Source organism: Chryseobacterium ginsenosidimutans, assembly GCF_039536845.1.
In the GTDB taxonomy this organism is placed as follows: Bacteria; Bacteroidota; Bacteroidia; order Flavobacteriales; family Weeksellaceae; genus Chryseobacterium; species Chryseobacterium ginsenosidimutans_B.
The window spans coordinates 164267-187342 of record NZ_BAAAZJ010000010.1; the positions used below are offsets into that span (position 1 = coordinate 164267).

Here is a 23076-nt window from a genome sequence, read left to right on the forward strand (position 1 = left end):
GATTTTGTAATTTTTTAAAAAGATAAATTTATTCCCAATAGATAATTACGTGTTGACGGATTATTCGCTCCTATAATCAGCTGACGGCTGTTATAAGGAAGGCTACCATTCACCGCCTGATTTTGATTACCGTAAGAGTTCGGTTCCGGATCCATACCAGATTCTTTATGATAAGGTGAGAATAGCACAATAGGGTTAGTCACCGTTACATAAATTCTAAAACTATTCAACTTCAGATCATCCAGAAATTCTTTCTTTACATTATATCCCAAAGTTATTGTTCTCAGTTTAAGATATGATCCGTCAAAATAAGCAAGTGTAGAACCGTATTTTGGATTGTCCCCACTCATCATACCACCTGGCTTAGGATATCTTACATTTGGATTATCTGCTGTCCAATAATCCACATCTACGTTATTACCTCTTCCTGTTAATCTATTAAGATATCCAGAAGAGCCATAAATAGAGCTAATTAAAACTCCACCATGTTGAAATGCACCTACTGTACTCAGTTCAAAGTTTTTATATGAAAATCTCATATTAAAGCCACCCTGCCAATCCGGAGCTGTATCAATAATTTGTCTATCGGATGCATTAATTGCTCTTACAGGAGTACCATCTGCATTGTAACCTCCTGTGTAAAGCACTTTGATCATACCTACGTTACCACCCGGCTCCAATATATTGAGATATGGATCACCTTGCTGCCACAAACCAATATTTTGATAATCGTATATAGCGTTAATATTGTGTCCTACAAACCAATTGTTAATTTCATCACGTGTAGTCCCTGAAGATAAGGCTAAAATCTGATTTCTGTTAGCATACCAGTTTATTCCTGCATCCCAGCTAAAACCATCCGGATTATTGATGATACTTCCGTTAAGTGAAACTTCCCAACCTTTATTTTCTATTTCTCCAATATTGTTAGTTATACTTCCAATACCACCTGACGGAGGTAAAATTGTTCCCGCCAACACTTTTTCAGTATTGGTTTTGTAATATTCCACTGTTCCAGTGATTCTGTTGTTGAATATTCCAAAATCAACTCCGAAGTTATTGGTTTTAGAATATTCCCATCCTAAACCTGCATTTGGTGCAGATGATATATAAACTCCTGTTGTATTTGAAGATCCAAAGTTATAAGGAGTCACCTGTAAAGATCCTAATGTTGTATAAGGACTGACCGCCTGATTGGAAGTTTGTCCCCATCCATACCTTAGTTTAAACTGGTTAATAAATTTAATGCTCTGCATAAAAGATTCATTAGCCAGATTCCAACCTAAAGATATTGCGGGATATGTATGCCACTTGTTACCCGGTGCCAAAACAGAAGCACCGTCTGCACGGAGCGTGGCTGTAATCATATACTTATTATCATAAGTGTACATGGCGCGTCCCATATAAGACAAAAGTCCTCTTTTTTGATAAACTTGATCTTCAGGTTTTACGGATATATCAGCCTGTGGTGACTGTCCCAAATTATAATACTGGAAAAAGTCTGCAGGTACATTCTTAGCACTCATATATGAGCTGATATACCTGTTTCCTTCTGCCGAATATAAAGCTACTGCATTAATTTTATGCTTCCCAAAGGTTCTGTCATAAGTTAATAAATTCTCTAAAGTCCAATGATAGGTCTGATTGTTTCCTTTTCCTGCACTGGAAGGTGCTGCTGCATTTACATTAAATACACCCACCCCTGTATAGTTTCCGCTGTTAGACGTTAGATAATCCAATCCGACATTCAATCTGTATTTTAAACCAGTAATAGGCAGGTTTACTTCTCCGTATATATTATTGTATGAAGAAAAACCTTTGCTTTCGTCAACATATTTATCACCCAGATTTTCAAGTGTCTTTCTTATATAGATCCAAGATTGATCAATATTTGATGCAGTACTCATTGTTCTCTTAAGAGTACCATCCGGATTGTAAGGATTGGCTAAAGGAGAGTAACCTAATGTTGGTGCTCCAGATACGCCATTTCCTTCAGATACGGTATAGTTTGTATTGGTTGTAAATCCGAATTTAAAACTTTTACCAACCTGCTGATCTAAACCAATTCTTAATGAAAATCTTTCATAACTTTGAATTGGGATTAGAGCATCTTGCTTAAAATAAGATAAACCTACATTATAATTACCCCCATCTGTTCCGCCGGAAACCCCCACATCATGGCTCGTAATCATAGCCGGTTTGTAGTATAACTTTTGCCAATCTGTATTGGTGTCCAACGTTTCATCTGTTCCTAGTCCATAAACATTTCCTGCGTCAACTCTAAGTTTAGCCAATTTAGGACCATCCATCATCGGATATTTTGAAAATAGTGTTTGGACTCCTGTGAATGAATTGTAGCTGAATCTAGGTTTTTGTCCTTTTGAACCTCTGTTTGTTGTTACCAAGATAACACCATTCGCTCCCCTTGATCCGTAGATAGCCGTTGCAGAAGCATCTTTTAAGATATCAATACTTTTAATGTCATTAGAACTAATGTCACCTAAAGATCCCACAAATGGAATACCATCCAAAACAATTAAAGGATCATTAGTTCCTGTTAAAGATCTCGCTCCTCGGATTCGGATCTGCATGGTAGCTCCCGGTTTTGATGAAGTCTGGGAAATATCAACACCCGCTGTTCTTCCCTGCAATGCCTGCGTAATGTTAGCAGTAGGCACCTCACGGAGAACATCTCCTTTCACGGTAGCAACAGATCCTGTAACTGCTTCTTTTCTCTGTGTACCATATCCAATAACAACAACTTCATCGATCTTCTTCTCTTTTGTTACCGTATCTTTTTTAACCTGGGAATAAACCATGCCTGAAGGTAACAAAGCCATTGCAAAAAACAATGCAGCTTTATTACTACCAAAATAAAATCGGTTCATAATTATTATTTTTAAATATTAGGGTTGAAATAAAAGGCTATTAATAATTATAATTTGTGAAAATCCTTAGTGTTTAGCAGCCTTTTTATTTTTTTTAGATATACATGTTTACGATGGCTTCAAACAATTCCTGTTTTCCGCTTTTTGGTTGAGGTTCGCCTATTTCGTGAGCAATTCTCTGAAGGTCTTCCAAAGTAAGAGATCCTTCTTCGTAAGCTTTTCCGTTTCCGTTGTCGAAAGAAGCGTAACGGTTTGTTCTTAATTTTTTATAATCCGAATTTTCAAGAATATCGGCTGCTGCCAATAATCCTTTTGCAAAAACATCCATTCCTGAAATGTGAGAGATGAATAAATCTTCAGCATCAATAGAATTTCTTCTGATTTTAGCATCAAAATTAACTCCACCGTTTCCTAAACCTCCCGCCGGAAGAAGAACCAGCCAAGCCTGAACCATGTCGTAATAATCCACCGGAAACTGATCGGTGTCCCAACCGTTTTGGTAATCTCCTCTGTTGGCATCGATACTTCCTAAAAGCCCTGCATCAACAGCAACCTGAAGTTCGTGTTCAAAAGTATGACCAGCTAAAGTAGCGTGGTTTACTTCGATATTTAATTTAAAATCTTTATCTAATCCGTAATGTCTTAGGAATCCGATTACGGTTTCAGAATCGTAGTCGTACTGGTGTTTTGTAGGCTCCATTGGTTTTGGCTCAATCAGGAAAGTCCCTTTAAAACCTTGCTGACGGGCATAATCTCTAGACATTGAAAGAAAACGCGCCAAATGATCTTTTTCACGCTTCATATCTGTGTTTAAAAGGCTCATGTATCCTTCTCTTCCACCCCAGAAAACGTAATTTTCACCGCCAAGAGCAATGGTTGCATCGATAGAATTTTTAACCTGAGTTCCTGCACAAGCTACCACATCAAAATTCGGGTTGGTAGAAGCTCCGTTCATGTATCTTTCATGCGTGAAAACATTGGCTGTTCCCCATAAAAGCTTGATTCCTGTTTCAGCTTGTTTTTGTTTTGCGTATTCTACAACTGTCTGAAGATTTTTTTCGTAATCTTTCCAGTTATCTGCAGGATCTACCAAATCGATATCGTGGAAACAGTAATAATTAAAGCCCATTTTAGACATAAATTCAAAACCTGCATCCATTTTGTGCATGGCTCTTGTCACGACATCATTTCCTATATCCCAAGGATGATGAATAGTTGGTCCGCCGAATGGATCGCTTCCGTTTGCACACAAAGTATGCCACCAAGCCATTGCAAATTTCGTCCAGTCTTTCATTGGTTTTCCCATGATGATTTTTTCAGCATCATAATATCTGAAAGCCAGAGGATTTCTGCTTTCTTTTCCCTCAAACTGAATTTTGTCGACACCTGTAAAAAACTCTTTTGTACCTGTTAAAGTGTTCATATTTATCTGTTTTAATTTTTAGTTTGTTTTAAAATTTAGCGTAAAAATTCCCTGCTCATTGATTCAGAAGAGTCAATAAGTGCAATGGAAAATTTCCGTTGTAGTTGGCTTAGATTATTTCTTTAAGATGATTTTTCCATCTCGAATAAGCTTCTATATATTGTTCCTGTTTCTCATGTTCGGGCTCTATCACTGCTATTTTTTCGAGTGATGAAAATGCTTCTTTAGAATCTGCATAAAACCCTATTCCCATTCCCGCAGCTCTCGCAGCTCCTACCGCTCCGTCGGTATCGTAAAGCTCAATAACCGCATTGCTTACACTGGCAAGTGATTGGCGGAAAATCGAACTTAAAAACATATTGGCATTTCCTGCACGAATCACCTGAATATCCATCCCGATATTTCTCATGATATTCATTCCGTATTCGTAAGAAAAGACAATTCCTTCCTGCGCCGCTCGCAGAATATCTCCTTTTGAATGGATGTTAAAATTAATTCCGTGGATCGAACAGCTTGTATCTTTATTTTCCAATACTCTTTCTGCTCCATTTCCGAAAGGAATGATGCTTAAACCTTTAGAACCGATCGGTGAAAGTGAAGCCATATCATTCATATCTCCATAAGAAGACAGTGAAGTGGCGAAATTGTGTTTTAACCAAGAATTTAAAATTCCTGTTCCGTTAATACAAAGCAAAACTCCCAATCTCACCTGTTCCGGTGTATAATTAACATGAGCAAAAGTATTTACCCTTGATAATTTATCATATTCAAGCTTATCTGAAACTCCGTATACAACACCTGAAGTTCCTGCTGTAGAAGCAATTTCTCCCGGATTGAAAACGTTAAGAGAAAGAGCATTATTAGGCTGATCTCCTGCTCTGTAAGAAATCGGGGTTCCTTCTTTCAATCCTAATTCCTGAGCTGCTGCGGCAGAAACCGTCGATTGAATTCCGAAAGTAGGTACAATTTCCGGGAAAAAGCTCTTAGGAATTCCATAATAATTAATAACATCTTCTGAAATACAATTATTTTTAAAATCCCAGAAAATACCTTCCGATAAACCTTCAATCGTCATTCCGATCTGTCCCGAAAGTTTCATGGCGATATAATCTCCCGGAAGCATTATTTTATCAATTTTTTCAAAAATTTCCGGTTCGTTTTCTTTTACCCACGCTAATTTTGAAGCAGTAAAATTTCCAGGCGAATTCAATAAATGTGATAAACATTTTTCTTCTCCAATTTCTTTGAAAGCCCTTTCACCATACGGAACAGCACGGCTATCACACCAGATAATTGAAGGTCTCAATAAATTCTGGTCTTTATCTACCAAAATCAACCCATGCATCTGCCACGTAATCCCAATCCCTTTAATGTCTTCTGCATGTACTCCGGATTCATGCATGACAGCTTCGTGAGCCAGCTTCAGGTTGATCCACCAATCACCCGGATTCTGCTCTGCCCAACCCGGATTTATCGCAGTGATCTTCATTTCTTTTTTAGGAGAAAATTCTGATGCGATCACTTTTCCGCTGGATGCCTCGATGAGACAAACTTTCACAGAAGAACTGCCAATATCATAGCCTAGTAAGTACATAATTTCAAAAAGTGGGTGTTATTTGATTAGTTTAGTATTGTTTTTCTTGTAGATTTTAGCATCGAATTTGTAATATCTTGCTGCACGATGCGATACATTTTTTTCAATCTCATCCAACGGAACAATATAGTTGAATGATGATATTTTTTTATGAAAATTTTTAATATCAATATATTTTTCACTTAATGCACCGTACAATTGATACAGCTGTCTGATCGTAAACCTTTTCGGAAGCAGTTCAAAAATAATCGAGAAATCCGATTCGATCCATTTTCTGATCTCAACCAAAGATTCATTAATAATTTTATTATGGTCAAAAGGCAGTAATGGAATCAAATCAATCGGGCACCAATCTACCGTATCGTATTTCGTACTGTTGATTTTGTGGTCGATCTTACAAAGAGAAAGGTAAGCCACCGTAATAATCCTGTCAATATGGTGCTTATACTCCATTCCCATCCATTTGATGTCGTCCTGACTGCTTGCTCTCATAGGATCTGCAAAACACTTGAATTGCTTCAGAACCATTTTCTTAATTCCTGTCAGTTCATGAAGCACTCTTTCTGCAGCATCATCCACATCTTCATCACTCAAAATCAAACTTCCCGGAAGCTTTATCTGTCTTTCCGCATCAAGATGACGTTCTACCAGTAAAATATTTAATCTGTTTTCATGGTCGAAGCCAAAAACGACACAATCGACAGAAACATATGTATGTATAAAATTCGGACTCATTACAATGTTAACATTTACGTAACATCACAAATATAAAAATTCATTTGAATAAAAAAAATAAATTTTATGCTATTGTCTAAATATCAACAATTTACATATCGATTTTTAATGATATTAATTACATAAAAAACATGATAAGGTTATCATTAAAATTACACTTAACAGGATTGTAAAACATGAATTAACAAATGATTATGTGCACATAGAAATAAAAAGAAAAAAAGAAATTTCAGGTAAAATAATATGATAACAAAAATTAAAATAAATATTTTTTTTCACATTAAAAAGTGTATTTTTTACACTTTTTAATGTGAAAATACCTTGTAAGATTGTTTTTTTCATTACCATTTTTGCATCCTAGATAACAAAAATATGTTAAAAAAATAATTTTATTATTAAATAGGTAGTTTAATAGTGGAGTCTCTACATGGGTTGCTATTGTATTCGAAATATTCTGAGAAACAGAATTATATTCACGGTCTTTTTTTTCATCTACGTGTAAAAATTTCACTTTTCCTTCTGAAGTATAAACGGTTATTCCACTTTAAAGAATTTTGAAACACCTTTTATCTGAGAAAAAGAAAACTGCAGAAAACCCACAGCAGTATTCTCTGCTGTAGAAATGGTTTGATGCGTTGTATGCAAATACCTACCAATAAACTCTTGCAAATCTTCAGAATAAAAGATATTCATTGTAAAAAATGAAGTTGGTTATTCTTTGAAGCTATGAAGAATCTTCTTTTTTCTTTGGAAGCTTTCCAAACTTTTCATAGAGCTTGTGCAATTCATCTAATTCATCTTCTGTAAGATCTTCGATATCAACAATGCGGTTGTTGGCATGCTTATGTGCAGCGATAAGTTCATTCAATTTTATCTGAATTGCTTTTGAATCTTTATTCTGTGCCTTCTGGATTAGAAAAACCATTAAAAAAGTAATAATTGTAGTTCCAGTATTAATCACCATCTGCCAGACTTCTGAAAATTTAAATACAGGTCCTGTTGCTGCCCAGATAACAACCAAAATACTAGCTCCGATAAAAGCTTCTGCGCTTCCTGCAAAACATGCAGCTCAATCTGCAAACCTGTCAAAAAAGTTCTTTTTCATAATAATAATTTACTTCAACTATTAAACTTTATTCTTGCTAAACATGATACTAACTATCATTAAACCGAATTTCGTAAATAAAATTTTAAAAAAACATGACTATAATCAACTGATATAAAAATTATGTTTGCACCAACTTAGTCAAGGAATCAATTGTTAGAATAATTAATGGATTGCTAAATTGAAGATCTTTAAAATAAGCAGTAAAGGACATTAATGCCAGAAAACAACTGTTTTTAAATCACTAATTTTCAATTGATTAAAAATCCACTAAAAATTTACCGGATTAAGATTTAGAACAAATGACTAATTTTGGTACATTCAATATATAGCTATCTTAAATAAAAAAACTCCATTGTTTATGGAGTTTTTTCTTTTATTATCGGAATATTAAAGATTAAATCAAAAAGCATTCTGTCTCAGAAATACATCGATTTCAGAACTTTCTATCTTAGGATTTGCACCGGAATAACTCGCTACCAAAGCACCTACGGCGCTTGCAAAATTTAGAGCATCAACAGGATTTTGATCTGAAAGCAATTTCGCAATCAGGCTGGCCAAAAAAGAATCTCCTGCCCCTACTGTATCTGCTACTTTCACAGGATAACCTTCGTGTCTATACAATTGATTATTCCATAGCAGGATAGAACCGTGTTTTCCTAAAGTTACACAGATTGCCTTAGTGTCTGTTTTTTCTGATATAAAGTTGATATTTGATTCCAGATCCTCAGATTCAAATCCCATCCCTGCAGAAATTTCCAAGATTTCCTCATCATTAAATTTGATAAAATCTGCCCTGTTCATAAGCTTTTCCAGAAGCTGAATATTATAAAATGGCTTTCTTAAATTCACATCAAAAACTTTAAACATTGTATCATTGGAATCTAATAGCAAGAAAAGTGTCTTTTGGGAAACCTCATTTCTACAGGCAAGGCTTCCATAGAAAAAAACATCGGCCTCTTTTACGATATCCATTATTTTTTCATCAACACTGATAAAATCCCACGCAGAAGGAAACCTGATCTCGTAAGTTGCGGAGCCACGTTCATTTAAGGAGACCTGAACAATTCCTGTCTCGTATTCCGGAGAAACAATGATTCCGGCAGTTTCAAGAGCATTTTCTTTGGTATAATCCAGGATTACCTTTCCATCTTCATCATTTCCTACGGCACTGATCATTGCAACGGGAAAGCCATACGAAGCCGTTCTGAGAGCCAGATTGAGAGGTGCTCCGCCAATTTTTTTCTCTTCTCCAAAAACATCGAAAAGTACTTCTCCAAAACTTATTACATTAATTTTCTTATTGATAAACATTAATTGGGATTTTTGATATTGATATTACTGAATGAACTCTCTGAAGAACTAAAAATACTCCATTTTTTATTAACAATATTATAAATTCTGTTGGTGAAAGCTATTTTATCATTGATATAGATCACACAAACATCGTTGCTTATAGAAGCTGTTACAGTATATGATGTTCCTGAAACCGAACTTAATGAATAAGAATTCATAAGATCCTCCGAACCGGAATTCATTACATAAGCCGCAATTCTGTTATTTGCAGGTTCAAATGCAATCTTAACTCCGCTTCCTGCATCGGTATCTTGCGCCAGAATAACTCCTGCTTTTCCGGCAGATACATTCAATGTAAAGTTAATCTGATTAGCCTTCTGAAGTTTTGAAAAAGTGACCTGAGAATTGGCGGATAAATTAAAGCTACTTCCATTCTGAGAGGCATTACCAGTGATTTTATCAACTGATAACACAGCATTCTGACCAAATACAGATTGTGATCCTGAAACAGGTTTCACAGCCAGTGTTCCGTCCGAATTTTGAGCCAGTCTGTGAGCAACAATATTTCCTGCCCAGTCTTTTCCACCAGTATTATTTTCAGGAGTTTTTCTTGCGGTCCATCCTACCAGATAGCGGTTTGTATTATCCGAAACCGTTTTGGCAGCATAGAGATAAGAGCCGTCAAGACGGTCATTCTGAGGCGTAGTCCACGGTCCGTTTGGTGAAGTCGAAATACGGTAATGTGTTCCTGTATTGCTGCTCCAGTTTTCAGAAAAAACAAGATACCAATAATTGCCCATTTTGAAAAGGTCCGGACATTCCAGCATAATATAATTTTCGGAAGAGCTGGTTGTATAAATTGGATTTTCTGCGGTCCAGTTTCCTGTTGACGGATTGGTGGTAAATTTCAGTACGACCGCTTTTTTGTCAGAGGTCTGAGCAGAAACCAGCATCCAATATTTTCCGTCTTCGGAATTAAAGAAAACGTGCGGATCACGGAATTCATAATCATAATATCCTACCGGAGCAGTGATTTTAAAATTCTTGACTTTCGTCCAGTTTTTCATATCCGTACTTGTTGCTAACAGAACGCTCTCCCGTGGATTGCCCGAAAGGAACGAAGCAATGGCGTTATGACCAGTATAATAGTAATAATAGATATTTCCTACCTTTACAAGACTTCCCGTTCCCACTCCAAAATCGGCTTCTGATGACGTTCCGTAAGGAATCTGTCTTCCCTGATAAGTAAAATCTGTGAAATTGCTGGTCTCAAAGCTATGAATATCGTGAAATCCTTCTCCTGCGGGCTTTGTTTTTGCATCGTGAAGAAAGAAAAGATGGAACTTCCCGTTTTCATAATAAGGCATTACATCCCCTGCATAACCTTCTGTATAATAAGGATTGCTCTCTCCCATCCATTGATTGGGCGGCTGAGGAAAGATATTGGTTTTGCTGTAAATATCTTCCGGATTCACTTCCGTATCCGAATCGTGATTCTGACAGGAAAATGTTGCCAGTGAAAGTATGGCTGCTACATATATTTTTTTAATTGACATGAGTTCTGATATTAATGGGTTACAAGATAATTGAGACTGTTCTCCGTCATCTTTTTGATGTTATCCTGAAACGAGTTGGGCTGGCTCGGGTTTCCGTTCACGGTTTCATTGTACCAATCATAAGCACCCATACAGATAACCATACATTTTTTGTTGGCAGTTCCGCCGGGAAATTCAGCGACAGCAACACGTCCGTCCAAAGTATTGTCCCAGGCTTCACTGGCAAGATTATTACCACCTGTCTGATTTCTCCAGCCGGCACCATTTACATATCCACCCCAATCAGGGAGAAACCACCAAGCCGTATGATTCAGACGGAATGTACCTTTCTGAAGCAGATTCGCTTTCCCGGATTCGTACGTCTGAAGACCATCGAAAACAGGATGATTCTCATATCCTTTGAAAGAGATTCCCCAATCACTTCCTGTATCTATAAATCCGTTCGGAAGAAAATCTCCGAAAACATTATTCGGTCCTTTTCCTGCAGGAACTATCCCCAATGCGTCAACATATTGTGCAGCAAAGCTTGTAAGTAAAATATTTCCTCCGCCATTCAGATAGGTTTTGATTTTGGAAGTTACATTCGTATTCAGCGCATCGCCCGGCAGAGCAGCAGCCGAGTCAAAATGCCACCAGATCGCATTAATTCCCGTAAGATTGGCTGCACCACTTGCAACATCTGCCATCGAAACGTAGACAGCTCCTGAATATTTTCCGAAAAGCCAGTCAGAAGCAGCAATCTCATCCGGATTTGTCAATCCTGTTCTTGTAGCAGCCGTTCCAAGGAATGCAACGGACGGTCCGGAAACAGGCGTTATTACTTTAGCCGTATACACTTCCGTAATACTCCCATTAGAAACAGTAAACGAAACCGGATTGGAAAAGTTAATAGTTGCTCCTGATACAGGATTGATGCTTACACCGTTTCCTGTTTCTATGATTGGCTGCAATGCGGTAAGATTTGTTCCTTCCGGCATTGTGAGTAAAATCATCTTACTGGAATGGTTGATGGTTGCCGATAATCCGTTGATTTTAAAACTGATAATCGGAACCTGAGCCTGAACCGTCACCTGGTAATCTTTATAAATATTACCGTTCTTCACTCTGAATTTGACAGGCTGGGAAAAATCAATTACAGTTCCCGAAGCCGGGGAAATTACAGAACCTTGTGGAATTTCTATGATTGGCGATAAAGCTTTCACACTTGTTCCATAAGGAAGCGTTACAGTCACTTTATCATTTTTATGGTCAATTTCCCCTGAAACACCATTCACTCTGAAAGAAGAAATATTAACTGAAACATCCGTAACAAGCCCATCTTCCATCTGACTGTCACAAGACCAGATAAAGGCAGCAGAGATCAGCAGAATGATGATAATATGAGTTTTTTTGAATATCGTTTTCATTCGTATCTTGTTTTAGTATCCGTTATTTTGTTTGTACAGTCCCTGGCTGAAATTGATCTGTGCCAATGGAATCGGACAGTATTCTTCAATTCCGTGGTCAAACCCTGCCTGAGAATAGAAAGATCTTTTAGTTTTCTCGACAGAATAATAACTGTTCATCGTTCCTGCCGTAGTTCCCCATCTTACAAGGTCGAAGAAACGGCTTCCTTCCATGGCAAACTCCATTCTTCTCTCCCATCGCAACGCTTTTCTTGCAAAATCTTGATTCCAAGTACAGTTTACGCCCGGTTCATATTTGCTGATCAAATTGTTGGAGGTGTAACTTCCTGTAAGAACCGTACTATTGGCAGCTCTCTGTCTCACCTGATTGATTAATGGCAACGCTTCGTTGATTTGTCCGAGTTCAATTAAGGCTTCGGCTTTCATCAGCAAAACATCGGAATATCTTATGATGATTCTGTTTTTGGAATTTCCGTAGAAAGGGTCTACATTCACAGTACAGCCGCATCCTACAGGTACATTTTCCTTCAATGAAGAATAATATCCATAAGTTCCCGGGCTTCTGCTCCAGCTTTCCTGAAAGATTTTGTTTTCTTCGTATTTCCACGGCAGTCCAGGAAGGGCAACGGTGTGATATAATCTAGGATCTACTTTATAACTGTTCAGCTGGTTGTAATTCAGATCCACATCATTAAAAGTATCGAACATCGGTAATCCCTGCGGTGTCGTTTTGAATGCGTTCACCAGATTCTGGCTCGGCTTATGAAAATCGCAACATCCCAAACCTTGCGGCAGAGAAAGCACATCACCGTAATTGAGCCTTCCGAAAAGCGTTCCGTCATTGTCAGAATATTGAATGGAAAAAACTGCCTCCGGTCCATTCTCATGTGTTCCCGGAAGGAAATTATACCCGAAGTCAGGTTCCAACGTGTAATTTCCGATCACTTGATTGGCAGCATCAATAGATTTCTGAAGGGTGACAGGATTTATCTGCGTTACCGTATAGTTATCATCCTGCTCATACGCCTGATACAGCCTTACTTTAGCAAGATAGGCATAAGCAGCGCTTTTCTTTGGTCTTCCCACTTCCGATTGTGTAGCAGGAAGATTAGCAGCTGCGAATTCAAAATTAGAAGCAATAGCCTCCCATAACTGCTGGTCTGTCTTTGCTCTGTTTGAGATTTTCGGATAATCATCAATCGGTGTGTTTTCATCTACATAAGGCACATATTTAAATAACGTTTTCAGTAAAAAGTAGTAATGTCCTCTTACGAAATTCATCTCGGCAATTCTTCTTTGCTTGTTCGGATATTCGGAATCTGAAAGCTGCTTAAGCGCGGCAATCGCTTTGTTACATCTGGAAATCCCTACATAATTGAGATACCATAATCTGTCTAATTCACCAAAATCTGAACGGATATTGTTTGAAATTTCAAAAAAGTGAAAGGTCTGGATATCATTGGTTCCGCTTCCTCCTTTGTACGCATCGTCCGAACGCACGTTTCCATAAGGCCAAAGACTGAAAGGAGTATCATAATGGTCGTTTCCGAGAGATGCATACGCTGCAACCACAAAACCATCCACATTCTGAGGCGTTACCACATCGGTTTCCGACAGGACACCTCTCGGCTCATTGTCCAGAAAATCATTGCAGGAAGTGGTTCCCAGCAAAAAGGCAAAAGCTATTGTTAAAAGTATATTCTTTTTCATTTTTTTATTATTTAAAAATTATAGGGAAAAATTAACTCCAAAATTGAACGTCAACGGTAACGGGTAACCGAATGCCGGTGTTTCAGGATCTATTCCTGTAAAGCTTTTCGATTTTATCGTCCAAAGATTCTGAACACTTGCATACATCCTGAAATTAACAATGTGATATTGCTCCATTAAAGATTTCGGGAACGTGTAGCCCAACTGTAAAACCCTCAGCTTCAGATAACTTCCGCTTTCTACATAATACGATGAGAATCTGGATTCTGCATTGCTGTCCACTGTCGTAAGTGCAGGAATATCCGAATTGGGATTCTGAGGCGACCAAGCATTCAGAAGCCTTGTCCCTTTATTGGAACCTACATCATCCACGCTCCAGAAATCAGTCTGATATTTTTTTGAATTAATAACATCTACATCGCCGATGCCTTGCCAGAATGTTGAAAGATCAAAGTTTTTATATGAAAAGTTGAGGTTGACACCATACATAAATCCCGGATTCGGATTGCCAATCCACGTTCTGTCTTTGTCGTCAATCATTCCATCACCATTTAGATCCGCATAGCGAATTCTTCCCAAACCTTTGCCTGACTGAGTTGCGGAATTATCCACCTCTGCCTGAGTCCTGAAAAGTCCATCAGCAACATAACCGTACATTGAATTGATCGGTCTTCCGAGAATATTATCCGTGGTTCCGTTTCCACCATAATTGTTGATAACGGATTGTGGAAGTGCAGTAATTTTGTTGCGATTCATCGAGATGTTCCCTGAAACTTCGTAGCGGAAACCACCTGCTGTTTCATTCTGATAAGACAATGCAACTTCAATCCCTTTATTCTCCATAGATGCACCATTAATCCATCGATCTCCTCCTTCTCCGATCACACCAAGATAGGGCGGCAATACCAGAATGTCTTTTGTTGCTTTTTTATAAACATCGACACTCCCCGTCAGTTTTTGGTTAAAAAATCCGAAATCCAGACCAAGATTGGTCTGTGTAGTGGTTTCCCATCTCAGGTCGTCATTTTTTGTCTGCGTTGCAATAAATCCTGATGGCAGTAATCCGCTTCCGACACCGGAAATATCGTAAGCCGTACCGTAAGATGTTGCCCACGTTGGATTTCCTCCTGCATAGTTCGCCATATATAGTGAATACACCGCTGAATTACTGATTTCCTGGTTTCCGGTCTGTCCCCAACCTGCTCTTAATCGCAAATCTGAAAAAAACGGAATCAGATTTTCTGCAAAATGTTCTTTATTGATTCTCCATCCTGCCGAGAATGCAGGGAAAGTTCCGAAACGGTTATTTTTACCGAACCTTGAAGAGCCGTCATAACGCATTGTTGCAGAGAAAAGATAACGGTTGTCATAATCATAAGAGAATTTTCCGAAGTAGGACAACAGGCTGTAATAAGTAGAACTTCCACCATTGAAAGCGTCCCCAGTTCCAGCGTCGGGATACATATAATCAGGTGTTTCTATCAGGAATCCTTCTTTTCTCAGCCAGGTATTTTTAAATGTATCCTTGTACATTTCCATTCCGCCCAAAACATCAAAATGGTGTTTTCCTGCTTTTGCAGTGTATTGTGCAGTATTAGACCATGTCCATTTCTCTGTGTCTGACTGGTCAATGTTCACTGCATTGGTTTTATTTTGCAGGTAACCCGAAACATAGCTTCTTTGCAACATTCTTTTGTAATAATTGGAAAGATCGATTCCGAAGCTTGATTTTAAGGTCAGATTTTTCACAGGCTGCAATTCGGCGTAAACATTTCCGAAGAATCTTTGGTATTGGTAGCCGTTGTCTTTATTGTATTCCAAAAGTCGGACAGGATTTTGTCTGTCATTCATTCCGCCAACTGGTCCTCCCCAGCCGATTCCGTCAACAGTATGAACCGGAATGATGGGCAAAGCACGTAAAGCAGGGTCAAGAACGCCTGGATCCATCAGCTCATTGGTCTTATTGAAGGTAAAGTTTTCCCCTATCTTCAGTTTTCCGTCAAAAAAGTTATAGGAGGTATTGACACGGGCAGACAATCTTTTGAAATTGGTCAATTTCACGATTCCATCATTGTCATAATATCCTAAAGAGAAAAAATAAGAACCTTTGTCAGAAGCACTCGAAGCAGAAACATCCAGCGAATTGGCAACACCGGTCTGCGAAACCTCATCGTACCAGTTGGTATTGGCCGACTTAATGGTTTTTCCAGCATCCAGATATTCAGGCACGAAACTATTGTACAATGTAGGAATGCCATTCTGAACACCCCAGTCAAAACTGTAGCTCAAATTGTTGCTATTCGGGTTCAGTCCGTCATTAATATTCGCCTGCCAAAGCACCTGTCCGAATTGTTTTGCGTTCAGAACCTCTGTTTTCTTTGCATATTGTGAATATGCCGTATAATAATTGAGGTCGATTCTCATCTTCCCCTTTTTCCCTTTTTTAGTGGTGATAATGATAACACCATTGGCAGCCCTGGAACCATAAATACTTGCCGAAGATGCATCTTTCAGCACCTGCATCGTTTCGATATCACTTGGGTTAAGCTCGTGCATTCCGGCTTTTGTGGGAACACCGTCTATTACGTACAACGGATCTGTATTATTCAGGGTTCCCACCCCACGAATCAGCACTTTTGTATTACTGCCGGAAGGAGAGCCGTCGGCTGTGATGTTAACACCGGCTACTCTTCCCTGCAAAGATTTGATCGGATTGGGTTCGGCCTGCTTGTTCAGGTCTTTCATATCTACCACGGAAACCGCACCCGTAATGTCTGCTTTTTTCTGCTTGGTATATCCGGTTACAATGATCTCATCTATGCTTTTTATTTTCTCTGCAGCTAAAACGATGTTAAGAACCGTCTTCTCATCCACAACCACTTCACGGGTGGAATAATCCGGATAAGTGAAAATTAAAGTATTTCCTTTTTGCAGGTCATTGATCTGAAATGCACCGCTGCTGTCTGTTGTGGTATTGGCGCCTGTTTCCGAAACGGTTACGATAACCCCGCTCAACGGTTTCTGATTTGAGGAAACTACCTTACCTTTAACGACTTCCTGCGCAAATACATACGAAAAAGGCAGAAGGCAAAAGGCGATGGCTATTTTGTATTTCTTCATAGTATAGTTTTTTATTTGATATTAATCTGATGAGCATTAATGTTCAGAGTACTTCCTTTTGTATCTGTGGACAAGCTCAGTTCCGAGAAGTTTTCATTAGGGAAGAATATTTCGGTCATTACCTTTTCGCCGTTATTGAAGAAAATTTCAATGGAAGTTTTATCCAATACAATTTTGAACGTTGCATTTTGGTAATTTTTTGCTAATGGTGCTTTTGAAATCCTGTCTGCAAAATTGTTCTTAAAATCGGTTTTCCCGGATTTGGTACGGTCAATAAAAAGTTCCTGCTTATTATTATCAATTCCGAAAATCACTTGTTCTCCTAATGAATTTTTTAAAGCAAAAGCGTAAATCCCTTTGGTCATTTTTTTGAAATCAACATCAATAACAGCTTTGGAAAGATCTATTTCTCCTTTGCTGATGAGCTTTTTATCGGAGACAAGACTAATTTCTTTTTTAACTGCCTTTCCTTCGTAATTTTTGAGTTGGGAAACAGGAATATTTTTCAAAATGTAGCCTTCTTTTGTCTTTTTAAGCGAAACTTCCCTTGCCGTAGTCATACTGCTTCGCCAAGCTTGCGTAGGAACTTCCTGAGCATATTCCCAGTTGCTCATCCAGCCGATAATGATTCGCTTTTCCTGCGGAACATTATTGAAGGAAACGCTTGCATAATTGTCTTTACCCCAATCCAGCCAGGCTGCCTTCTCCTTTTGCAGCTGTTTGGTAAAATGATCATCTACAGTAAAAGATCTGCCATCAAAATTCCCGACAAAATATTGACCTGCAGAGCCGCTATTGGGTCCACCCGGATTGATATTGACGATAAGCACCCATTTTTCTTCATCGCTTCCTTCCACTTTCATCGGAAAAAGATCCGGACATTCCCAAACGCCGCCGTGTCCGCCTAAATCTTTCCCAAATTCGGATTGAAATGTCCACTCTTTCAGATCCTTCGAGGTGTAGAAATGTGCTCTGTCCTGTGCCGCCAAAGTCATCACCCATTGCTGTCTTTTAGTATCCCAAAATACTTTCGGGTCACGGAAATCACGGATTCCCGGATTTTTCAATACAGGATTATTCTTGTATTTGATCCAGGTTTTACTATTATCAAGTGAGTAAGCGATGCCTTGGGATTCCACATCTATTTTTCTATCTTTTTCACGCTTGGGATCATGGTAGGTATAAATAGCAACTACAGGATTATTATCGCCGCCGCCAAAGCCTGAAGTATTTTTTTTATCAACAACTGTGCTTCCCGAAAAAATATAGCCTAACTCATCAGGATAAAGTGCAACGGGTTGCTCCTCCCATTTTACCAGATCTTTGCTTGTTGCGTGTCCCCAATGCATTGGTCCCCACTTATTGCCATCTGGAAAATATTGAAAAAACAAATGGTAAATACCATCCTTGTAATAGAGTCCATTTGGATCATTCATCCATCCTTTTTTCGGACTGAAATGGAAATTAGGCCGGTAATGCTGTTCTTCGGACTGTGATTGCATTTGGGCGCAAAGTCCTGAATTAACGGCTAGGACTACGATCAGCGTAGTAATATATTTTTTCATTTAAATTATTTTTGATGTTCTTTTAAATCCGTCATTTTTATGAAACTGATTGGAACAAAATGTTATTAAAGGATATTATTTAGACAATGTCTTACTTAATTTTTCAAGAGACACTCCTTTGGTTTCCGGCATCATAAACATCACGAATAATAATTGGAATGCCATCGCAATAGTAAATACCAAAAAGACGGTTCCTGCTCCGATAGTAGAAAATAATGTAGGAATTAAGGATGGAATGATTGCTGCCAAAAGCCAGTGTGTGGAACTTCCGAAAGCCTGTCCCGATGCTCGAAGATGATTTGGGAAAATCTCCGAAATAAATACCCAAATTACCGTTCCCTGACCAATGGCGTGTGAAGCAATAAATAGGAACAGGAAAATTGGAATCGCCAATCCCGACCAATGGAAATAAAATGCCATAGAAACCAATCCTAAAGAAATGATATAACCTACGGAACCCAAATACATGAGTGTTCTTCTCCCGACTTTATCAATGAGGTTGACCCCAACCAAAGTAAAAACCATATTCACAACACCAATTCCGATACTGCTGAGAAGTGCTGTTTTCTCACCCAAACCTGCTTCACCAAAAATTCTTGGTGCATAATAAAGGAATGCGTTAATCCCCGACATCTGATTAAAAAAGGCTACTAGAAAAGCCAACATCAGCGGAAAACGGTATTTTTTCATAAAGATATTTTCCTTTGGCGATTCTGCGTGGTCATCTTCCATCTGTGTAATTAAGATGTCAGAATCCTGATCCGGACTTAGGATTTTCATCACTTTTTTCGCTTCTTCTATTCTGGAATGGGAAACCAGCCATCTTGGACTTTCCGGAATGGTGAATACACATAATGTATAAATAGCTGCAGGAATTGCCTGCACGCCAAGCATCCATCTCCAGTCGTTATCGCCGATACCGCTTAATAAATAATTTGATAAAAATGCAATCAGAATCCCCAGGACAATATTAAACTGATATAGTGAAACCATTCTGCCACGGTCTTTTGCAGGTGCAATCTCTGAAATATAAGCCGGTGCAGCAATAGTAGATGCACCAACACCCAAACCACCCATAAACCTGAAAAATGCAAACAGATAAGGATCATTGGAAAGTGCCGTTCCTATAGCAGAAAACGCATATAAGACACCAATGATCAAGAGCGTTTTTTTTCTTCCCAATTTATTAGTCGGTATTCCGCCGAAAATGGCACCTATCACTGTACCCCACAATGCCATTCCCATTACGACTGCTCCGTGAAATGCATCTGAGCTGTTCCAGAGTGTCTGCAATTTTTTGTCTGCGCCGGAAATCACTACCACATCAAACCCGAAAAGAAATCCTGCCAAAGCTGCCGTAATAGACCACATAAGAATTTTATTCATCCTTTAAAATATTTATTTGTTTGTGGCTAATATATCCCGGGGCGGCAATCCGAAGGTTTAATTATGTAACTAAATATTTCAGCAAGGTTAATTATTTGTTAATTAATTACAATCAACTGAATATCAATAATTTATTTAAAAATAATTTCATTAAAGTTTCATCAGGTTTCAAAAATGTAACATTGTTTTATAAAAATGTTACGTGTGTTTTGGTGTTTTTAAAGTTTAAGAACAATTAATGTTATGAAAATTTTAACCGAAAAACGAGTCAAGGTGTATGGTTTTTAAGTCAGGAACTTTTAGGAATTATAAATCATTCAGAAAGCTGTTTGTTCGTACGGATGAAGATGCGTTGTTGAGAAAGTGTAATAAAAAAAGCAGCAGTTTGATTTACTGCTGCTGAATATTGTAAAAATATTAGATGCGAAAATTGATCTTAAATATAAATTAAAGCTTCAGAATCTGTCACAATGCTATTGTATTTAAATATATAATCAGTTGATTTTGTATTTTTATCACTCCTTCCCTGCAGACTTTCTAAAAGCATTCGGGGATACCCCAAATTTATTTTTAAAAACGGTGGAGAAATAATTAGGGGAAGAAAAACCGGTCTTGTATGCAATCTCAGAAATCGTCAGTTCGTGATTTTGCAACATTGATTTGGCCTGTTCCAAACGGAAATTGTTGATATAATCACTCACGTTTAAATCAAACATTGCTTTTATCTTTCTGTAAAGCTGAATTCTGGAAATATTGAGCAGGTCTGCAAGATTTTCGACTGAAAAATCGGGGTTGTCGATATTGGTTTTGATGAGTTGGTTGAGATTGTTCACAAAGGTCTGTTCTATGCTTCCAAACGACTTACTGTCCACAATCCTGCCGATATTGTTTGTATAGTAATAACGTAGTTTTTCACGGTTGTAAAGCAGTGCACGCAGCGACTGTATCAGAATCGGGTAACTGAAAGGTTTTGTGAGATAAAGATCAACACCGGATTTCAGTCCCTGCAAGTACGATTCTTTATTGTCCAAAGCAGTCAGAAGAATAACCGGAATATGTGATGTCCTAAGGTCATTTTTTAGGATTTCACAGATTTCAAAACCGTTTTTGTCCGGAAGATTGACGTCGCAGACGATAATATCCGGAATTTCACTCAAAGCCTTATCAATCGCATCCGTACCGTCAGAAACCATCACCTCAAATTCATTTTTAAGCTTTTTGCTCAAAAAGAAGGACAAATCTGAATTATCTTCGACCAAAAGCAGCGAATAACGTTCCCTATCAGATTCATGCATTTGGGTAATAGTTTCATCTTCAAATCCAGTAAAAACGGCATCGTTTACAAAGCTTTCTTTATCTGTGAGACTCAATTCTTTTACCATCTGGTCTTCGTTGAAATGCTTGTTTCCCTTGTAAAGACTGATGATAAATTCCGTTCCCTGAAAAGAGCTCACTTCTATCTTCCCAAGATGAAGCTGAATGAACTGCTTACTAAGATGAAGCCCAATTCCTGAACTGTTTTTTCTGTTGTTGGAACCTTTGAAATATGCTTCGAAGACATTGATAATCTCTTTTTCGGGGATTCCGATTCCATTATCTTTGAAGCTGATAACCGCCTGATTTCCTTTTTCCTGAATCGTGATTTCAATCTTTCCATTGTCCGGTGTAAATTTGAAAGCATTAGACAAAAGGTTGAAATAAACTTTATCCATCAGGTTTCTGTCGATATAAAGCTCAAGATTTTTATTCTGCGAATGAATTTCGAATTTGATATTTCTTTTCTTAGCTTCATTTTCAAAATCACGAAAAATTGCATAAGTAAAATCGTAAATATTCGTCTTGGAAACTCTTAGATTAAAAGTTTGATTTTCTATTTTTCTGAAATCCAGCAAGTTATCCACCAACCGCAATAATCTGTTGGAATTTTTATTAATTAGCTCCAACTCGTAGGATGGTTTTACACCTTTAGTTTTGTCGGAATCCAAAGACTCCAATGAACTGAGAATAAGCGTAATGGGTGTTTTAAATTCGTGAGACAATCCCGTGAAAAAATTAACCCTCGCTTCATTACTGTCTTTCAACTCATTGGCAATGGTTTCAATCTGGTTTCTTTGAATGGTAATTCTCTCATTGGTAAGCGTAAGCTGCTTATTTTTTATCTTGATCGCATAAATAAGGTATATAGAATAGGCAACCAGGCAAAACATCAATATCAACAATATTACAGACCATCGGAACAATTCTTTTTGCGAAGAATAAAGCTCGATCTGCTTTTTAACCGCCTGTACCTGATTTTCTATAACACCCTGCTGTTCGATGATTTTATCAAACTGATTGCGCATAATTTCTGCATTCATCCGGTCAATAATCGTTGTACTGAGTTTAATGCGTTTGGGAACGGCAACACCGTTATAAATCTTAATCGCAGTCTCGATGGCTTCTGCTCCGCCAGTCGGATACAATAAAGTGGCGTTTAGCTTTCCATCCAGAACCATCTGGATTCCGCCGTCTTTTGTATTCAGTCCGTCAACGCCGATAAATTTGATTTGATTTTCCAAACCGGCATTCCGTGCAACCTGCCACGCATTGGTCGCAAGCTCATCATTAAAGGCAAAAACATACAGACTTTGATTTCCCAAGGAATCAAGTGTTTTCCGGAAAGCATCTACAGGAAGACCTTTAAAGGTTTTTATCAGATCTGTGCTGGGATTGTTTTTGATAATTTCCTGAAAGCCGAGACTTCTTTCTATGGTTGGTGAGGAATTGTCATCACCTCTTATTTCGATTACTTTTTTATCAATTTTGGAATCTGAAAGAATGTAACTGGCCGCTTCTTTACCAATCTCCAAGTTATCTGCGCCGATATAGGTCGTATATTTTTCTGAATTGATCTTCCTGTCGAGCAAAATAACCGGAATATTTTTGGCTGCCGCTTTTTCCACCACAGGAACCAAGGATTCGGGATCAATGGGTGAGATGATAATCACATCAACCTTACGATCAATCATTTTTTGTATATCCTGAACCTGCTTATTAACAGAACTTTCTGCTTTCTGTATATTAAGCTCTACTTCGGAATGAAGCGATGCCTGTATCTCCATAGAATGGTTCATTGCCAGTCTCCACGGATGATTTCCCAAGCCTTGTGAAAATCCGATAGTAATTTTGTCTGACGTTTTCTGCGATTTTTCACAAGAAAAAAAAACAAGGAAAAACAGAAGAAATAACATTCTATAAGCCTTAAGAAAACCGAAAACTTTCAAAAATTTTATTGTTGACATATGAACACAAT

The 23076-nt window shown here is 38.1% G+C and carries 13 protein-coding genes and 1 pseudogene; all 14 read right to left on the reverse strand.

All coding sequences use genetic code 11. The features are described 5' to 3' along the window. Nucleotides 1-14 precede the first annotated feature (14 nt). A complete protein-coding gene (locus tag ABD745_RS12795; protein WP_344830392.1) occupies nt 15-2888 on the reverse strand; it encodes a SusC/RagA family TonB-linked outer membrane protein in 2874 nt (957 codons plus the stop codon). 94 nt (nt 2889-2982) lie between these two features. Then, entirely contained in the window at nt 2983-4311 is a 1329-nt protein-coding gene (xylA, locus tag ABD745_RS12800) for a xylose isomerase (RefSeq protein WP_344830394.1), read from the reverse strand. A gap of 109 nt (nt 4312-4420) precedes the next feature. Then, nucleotides 4421-5905, reverse strand: a complete 1485-nt coding sequence (locus ABD745_RS12805; protein ID WP_344830396.1) for a xylulokinase — start codon at nt 5903-5905, stop codon at nt 4421-4423. Between the two features lie 18 nt (nt 5906-5923). Continuing rightward, the gene (locus ABD745_RS12810) at nt 5924-6640 is read right to left on the reverse strand and encodes an NUDIX hydrolase (protein WP_344830398.1); all 717 of its coding nucleotides are present in this window, start codon (nt 6638-6640) and stop codon (nt 5924-5926) included. A gap of 534 nt (nt 6641-7174) precedes the next feature. Beyond that, nucleotides 7175-7333 carry a CinA family protein gene (locus ABD745_RS21570; RefSeq protein WP_425549795.1) on the reverse strand — a complete coding sequence of 53 codons (159 nt, stop codon included), beginning with the start codon at nt 7331-7333 and terminating at the stop codon, nt 7175-7177. 31 nt (nt 7334-7364) lie between these two features. Beyond that, a pseudogene (locus ABD745_RS12815) lies at nt 7365-7688 on the reverse strand (low affinity iron permease family protein); the annotation flags it as partial. A 459-nt stretch (nt 7689-8147) separates the two neighbouring features. After that, nucleotides 8148-9059: a carbohydrate kinase family protein gene (locus tag ABD745_RS12820; RefSeq protein ID WP_344830400.1), complete on the reverse strand. Its 912-nt coding sequence runs from the start codon at nt 9057-9059 to the stop codon at nt 8148-8150. Then, a complete protein-coding gene (locus ABD745_RS12825) occupies nt 9059-10597 on the reverse strand; it encodes a glycoside hydrolase domain-containing protein (protein WP_344830403.1) in 1539 nt (512 codons plus the stop codon). Before ABD745_RS12825 ends, ABD745_RS12820 begins: the two co-directional genes overlap by 1 nt. Nucleotides 10598-10608: 11 nt before the next feature. Next, entirely contained in the window at nt 10609-12003 is a 1395-nt protein-coding gene (locus tag ABD745_RS12830) for a DUF4960 domain-containing protein (protein ID WP_344830405.1), read from the reverse strand. A 12-nt stretch (nt 12004-12015) separates the two neighbouring features. Next, a complete protein-coding gene (locus ABD745_RS12835; protein ID WP_344830407.1) occupies nt 12016-13713 on the reverse strand; it encodes a RagB/SusD family nutrient uptake outer membrane protein in 1698 nt (565 codons plus the stop codon). A gap of 18 nt (nt 13714-13731) precedes the next feature. Further along, the gene (locus tag ABD745_RS12840) at nt 13732-16833 is read right to left on the reverse strand and encodes a SusC/RagA family TonB-linked outer membrane protein (RefSeq protein ID WP_344830409.1); all 3102 of its coding nucleotides are present in this window, start codon (nt 16831-16833) and stop codon (nt 13732-13734) included. Between the two features lie 11 nt (nt 16834-16844). Next, nucleotides 16845-18398: a glycoside hydrolase family 32 protein gene (locus ABD745_RS12845; RefSeq protein ID WP_344830412.1), complete on the reverse strand. Its 1554-nt coding sequence runs from the start codon at nt 18396-18398 to the stop codon at nt 16845-16847. 75 nt (nt 18399-18473) lie between these two features. Next, nucleotides 18474-19784 carry a sugar porter family MFS transporter gene (locus ABD745_RS12850; protein WP_344830415.1) on the reverse strand — a complete coding sequence of 437 codons (1311 nt, stop codon included), beginning with the start codon at nt 19782-19784 and terminating at the stop codon, nt 18474-18476. Between the two features lie 515 nt (nt 19785-20299). Beyond that, nucleotides 20300-23065, reverse strand: a complete 2766-nt coding sequence (locus ABD745_RS12855) for a substrate-binding domain-containing protein (RefSeq protein WP_344830419.1) — start codon at nt 23063-23065, stop codon at nt 20300-20302. Between the last annotated feature and the right edge of the window lie 11 nt (nt 23066-23076).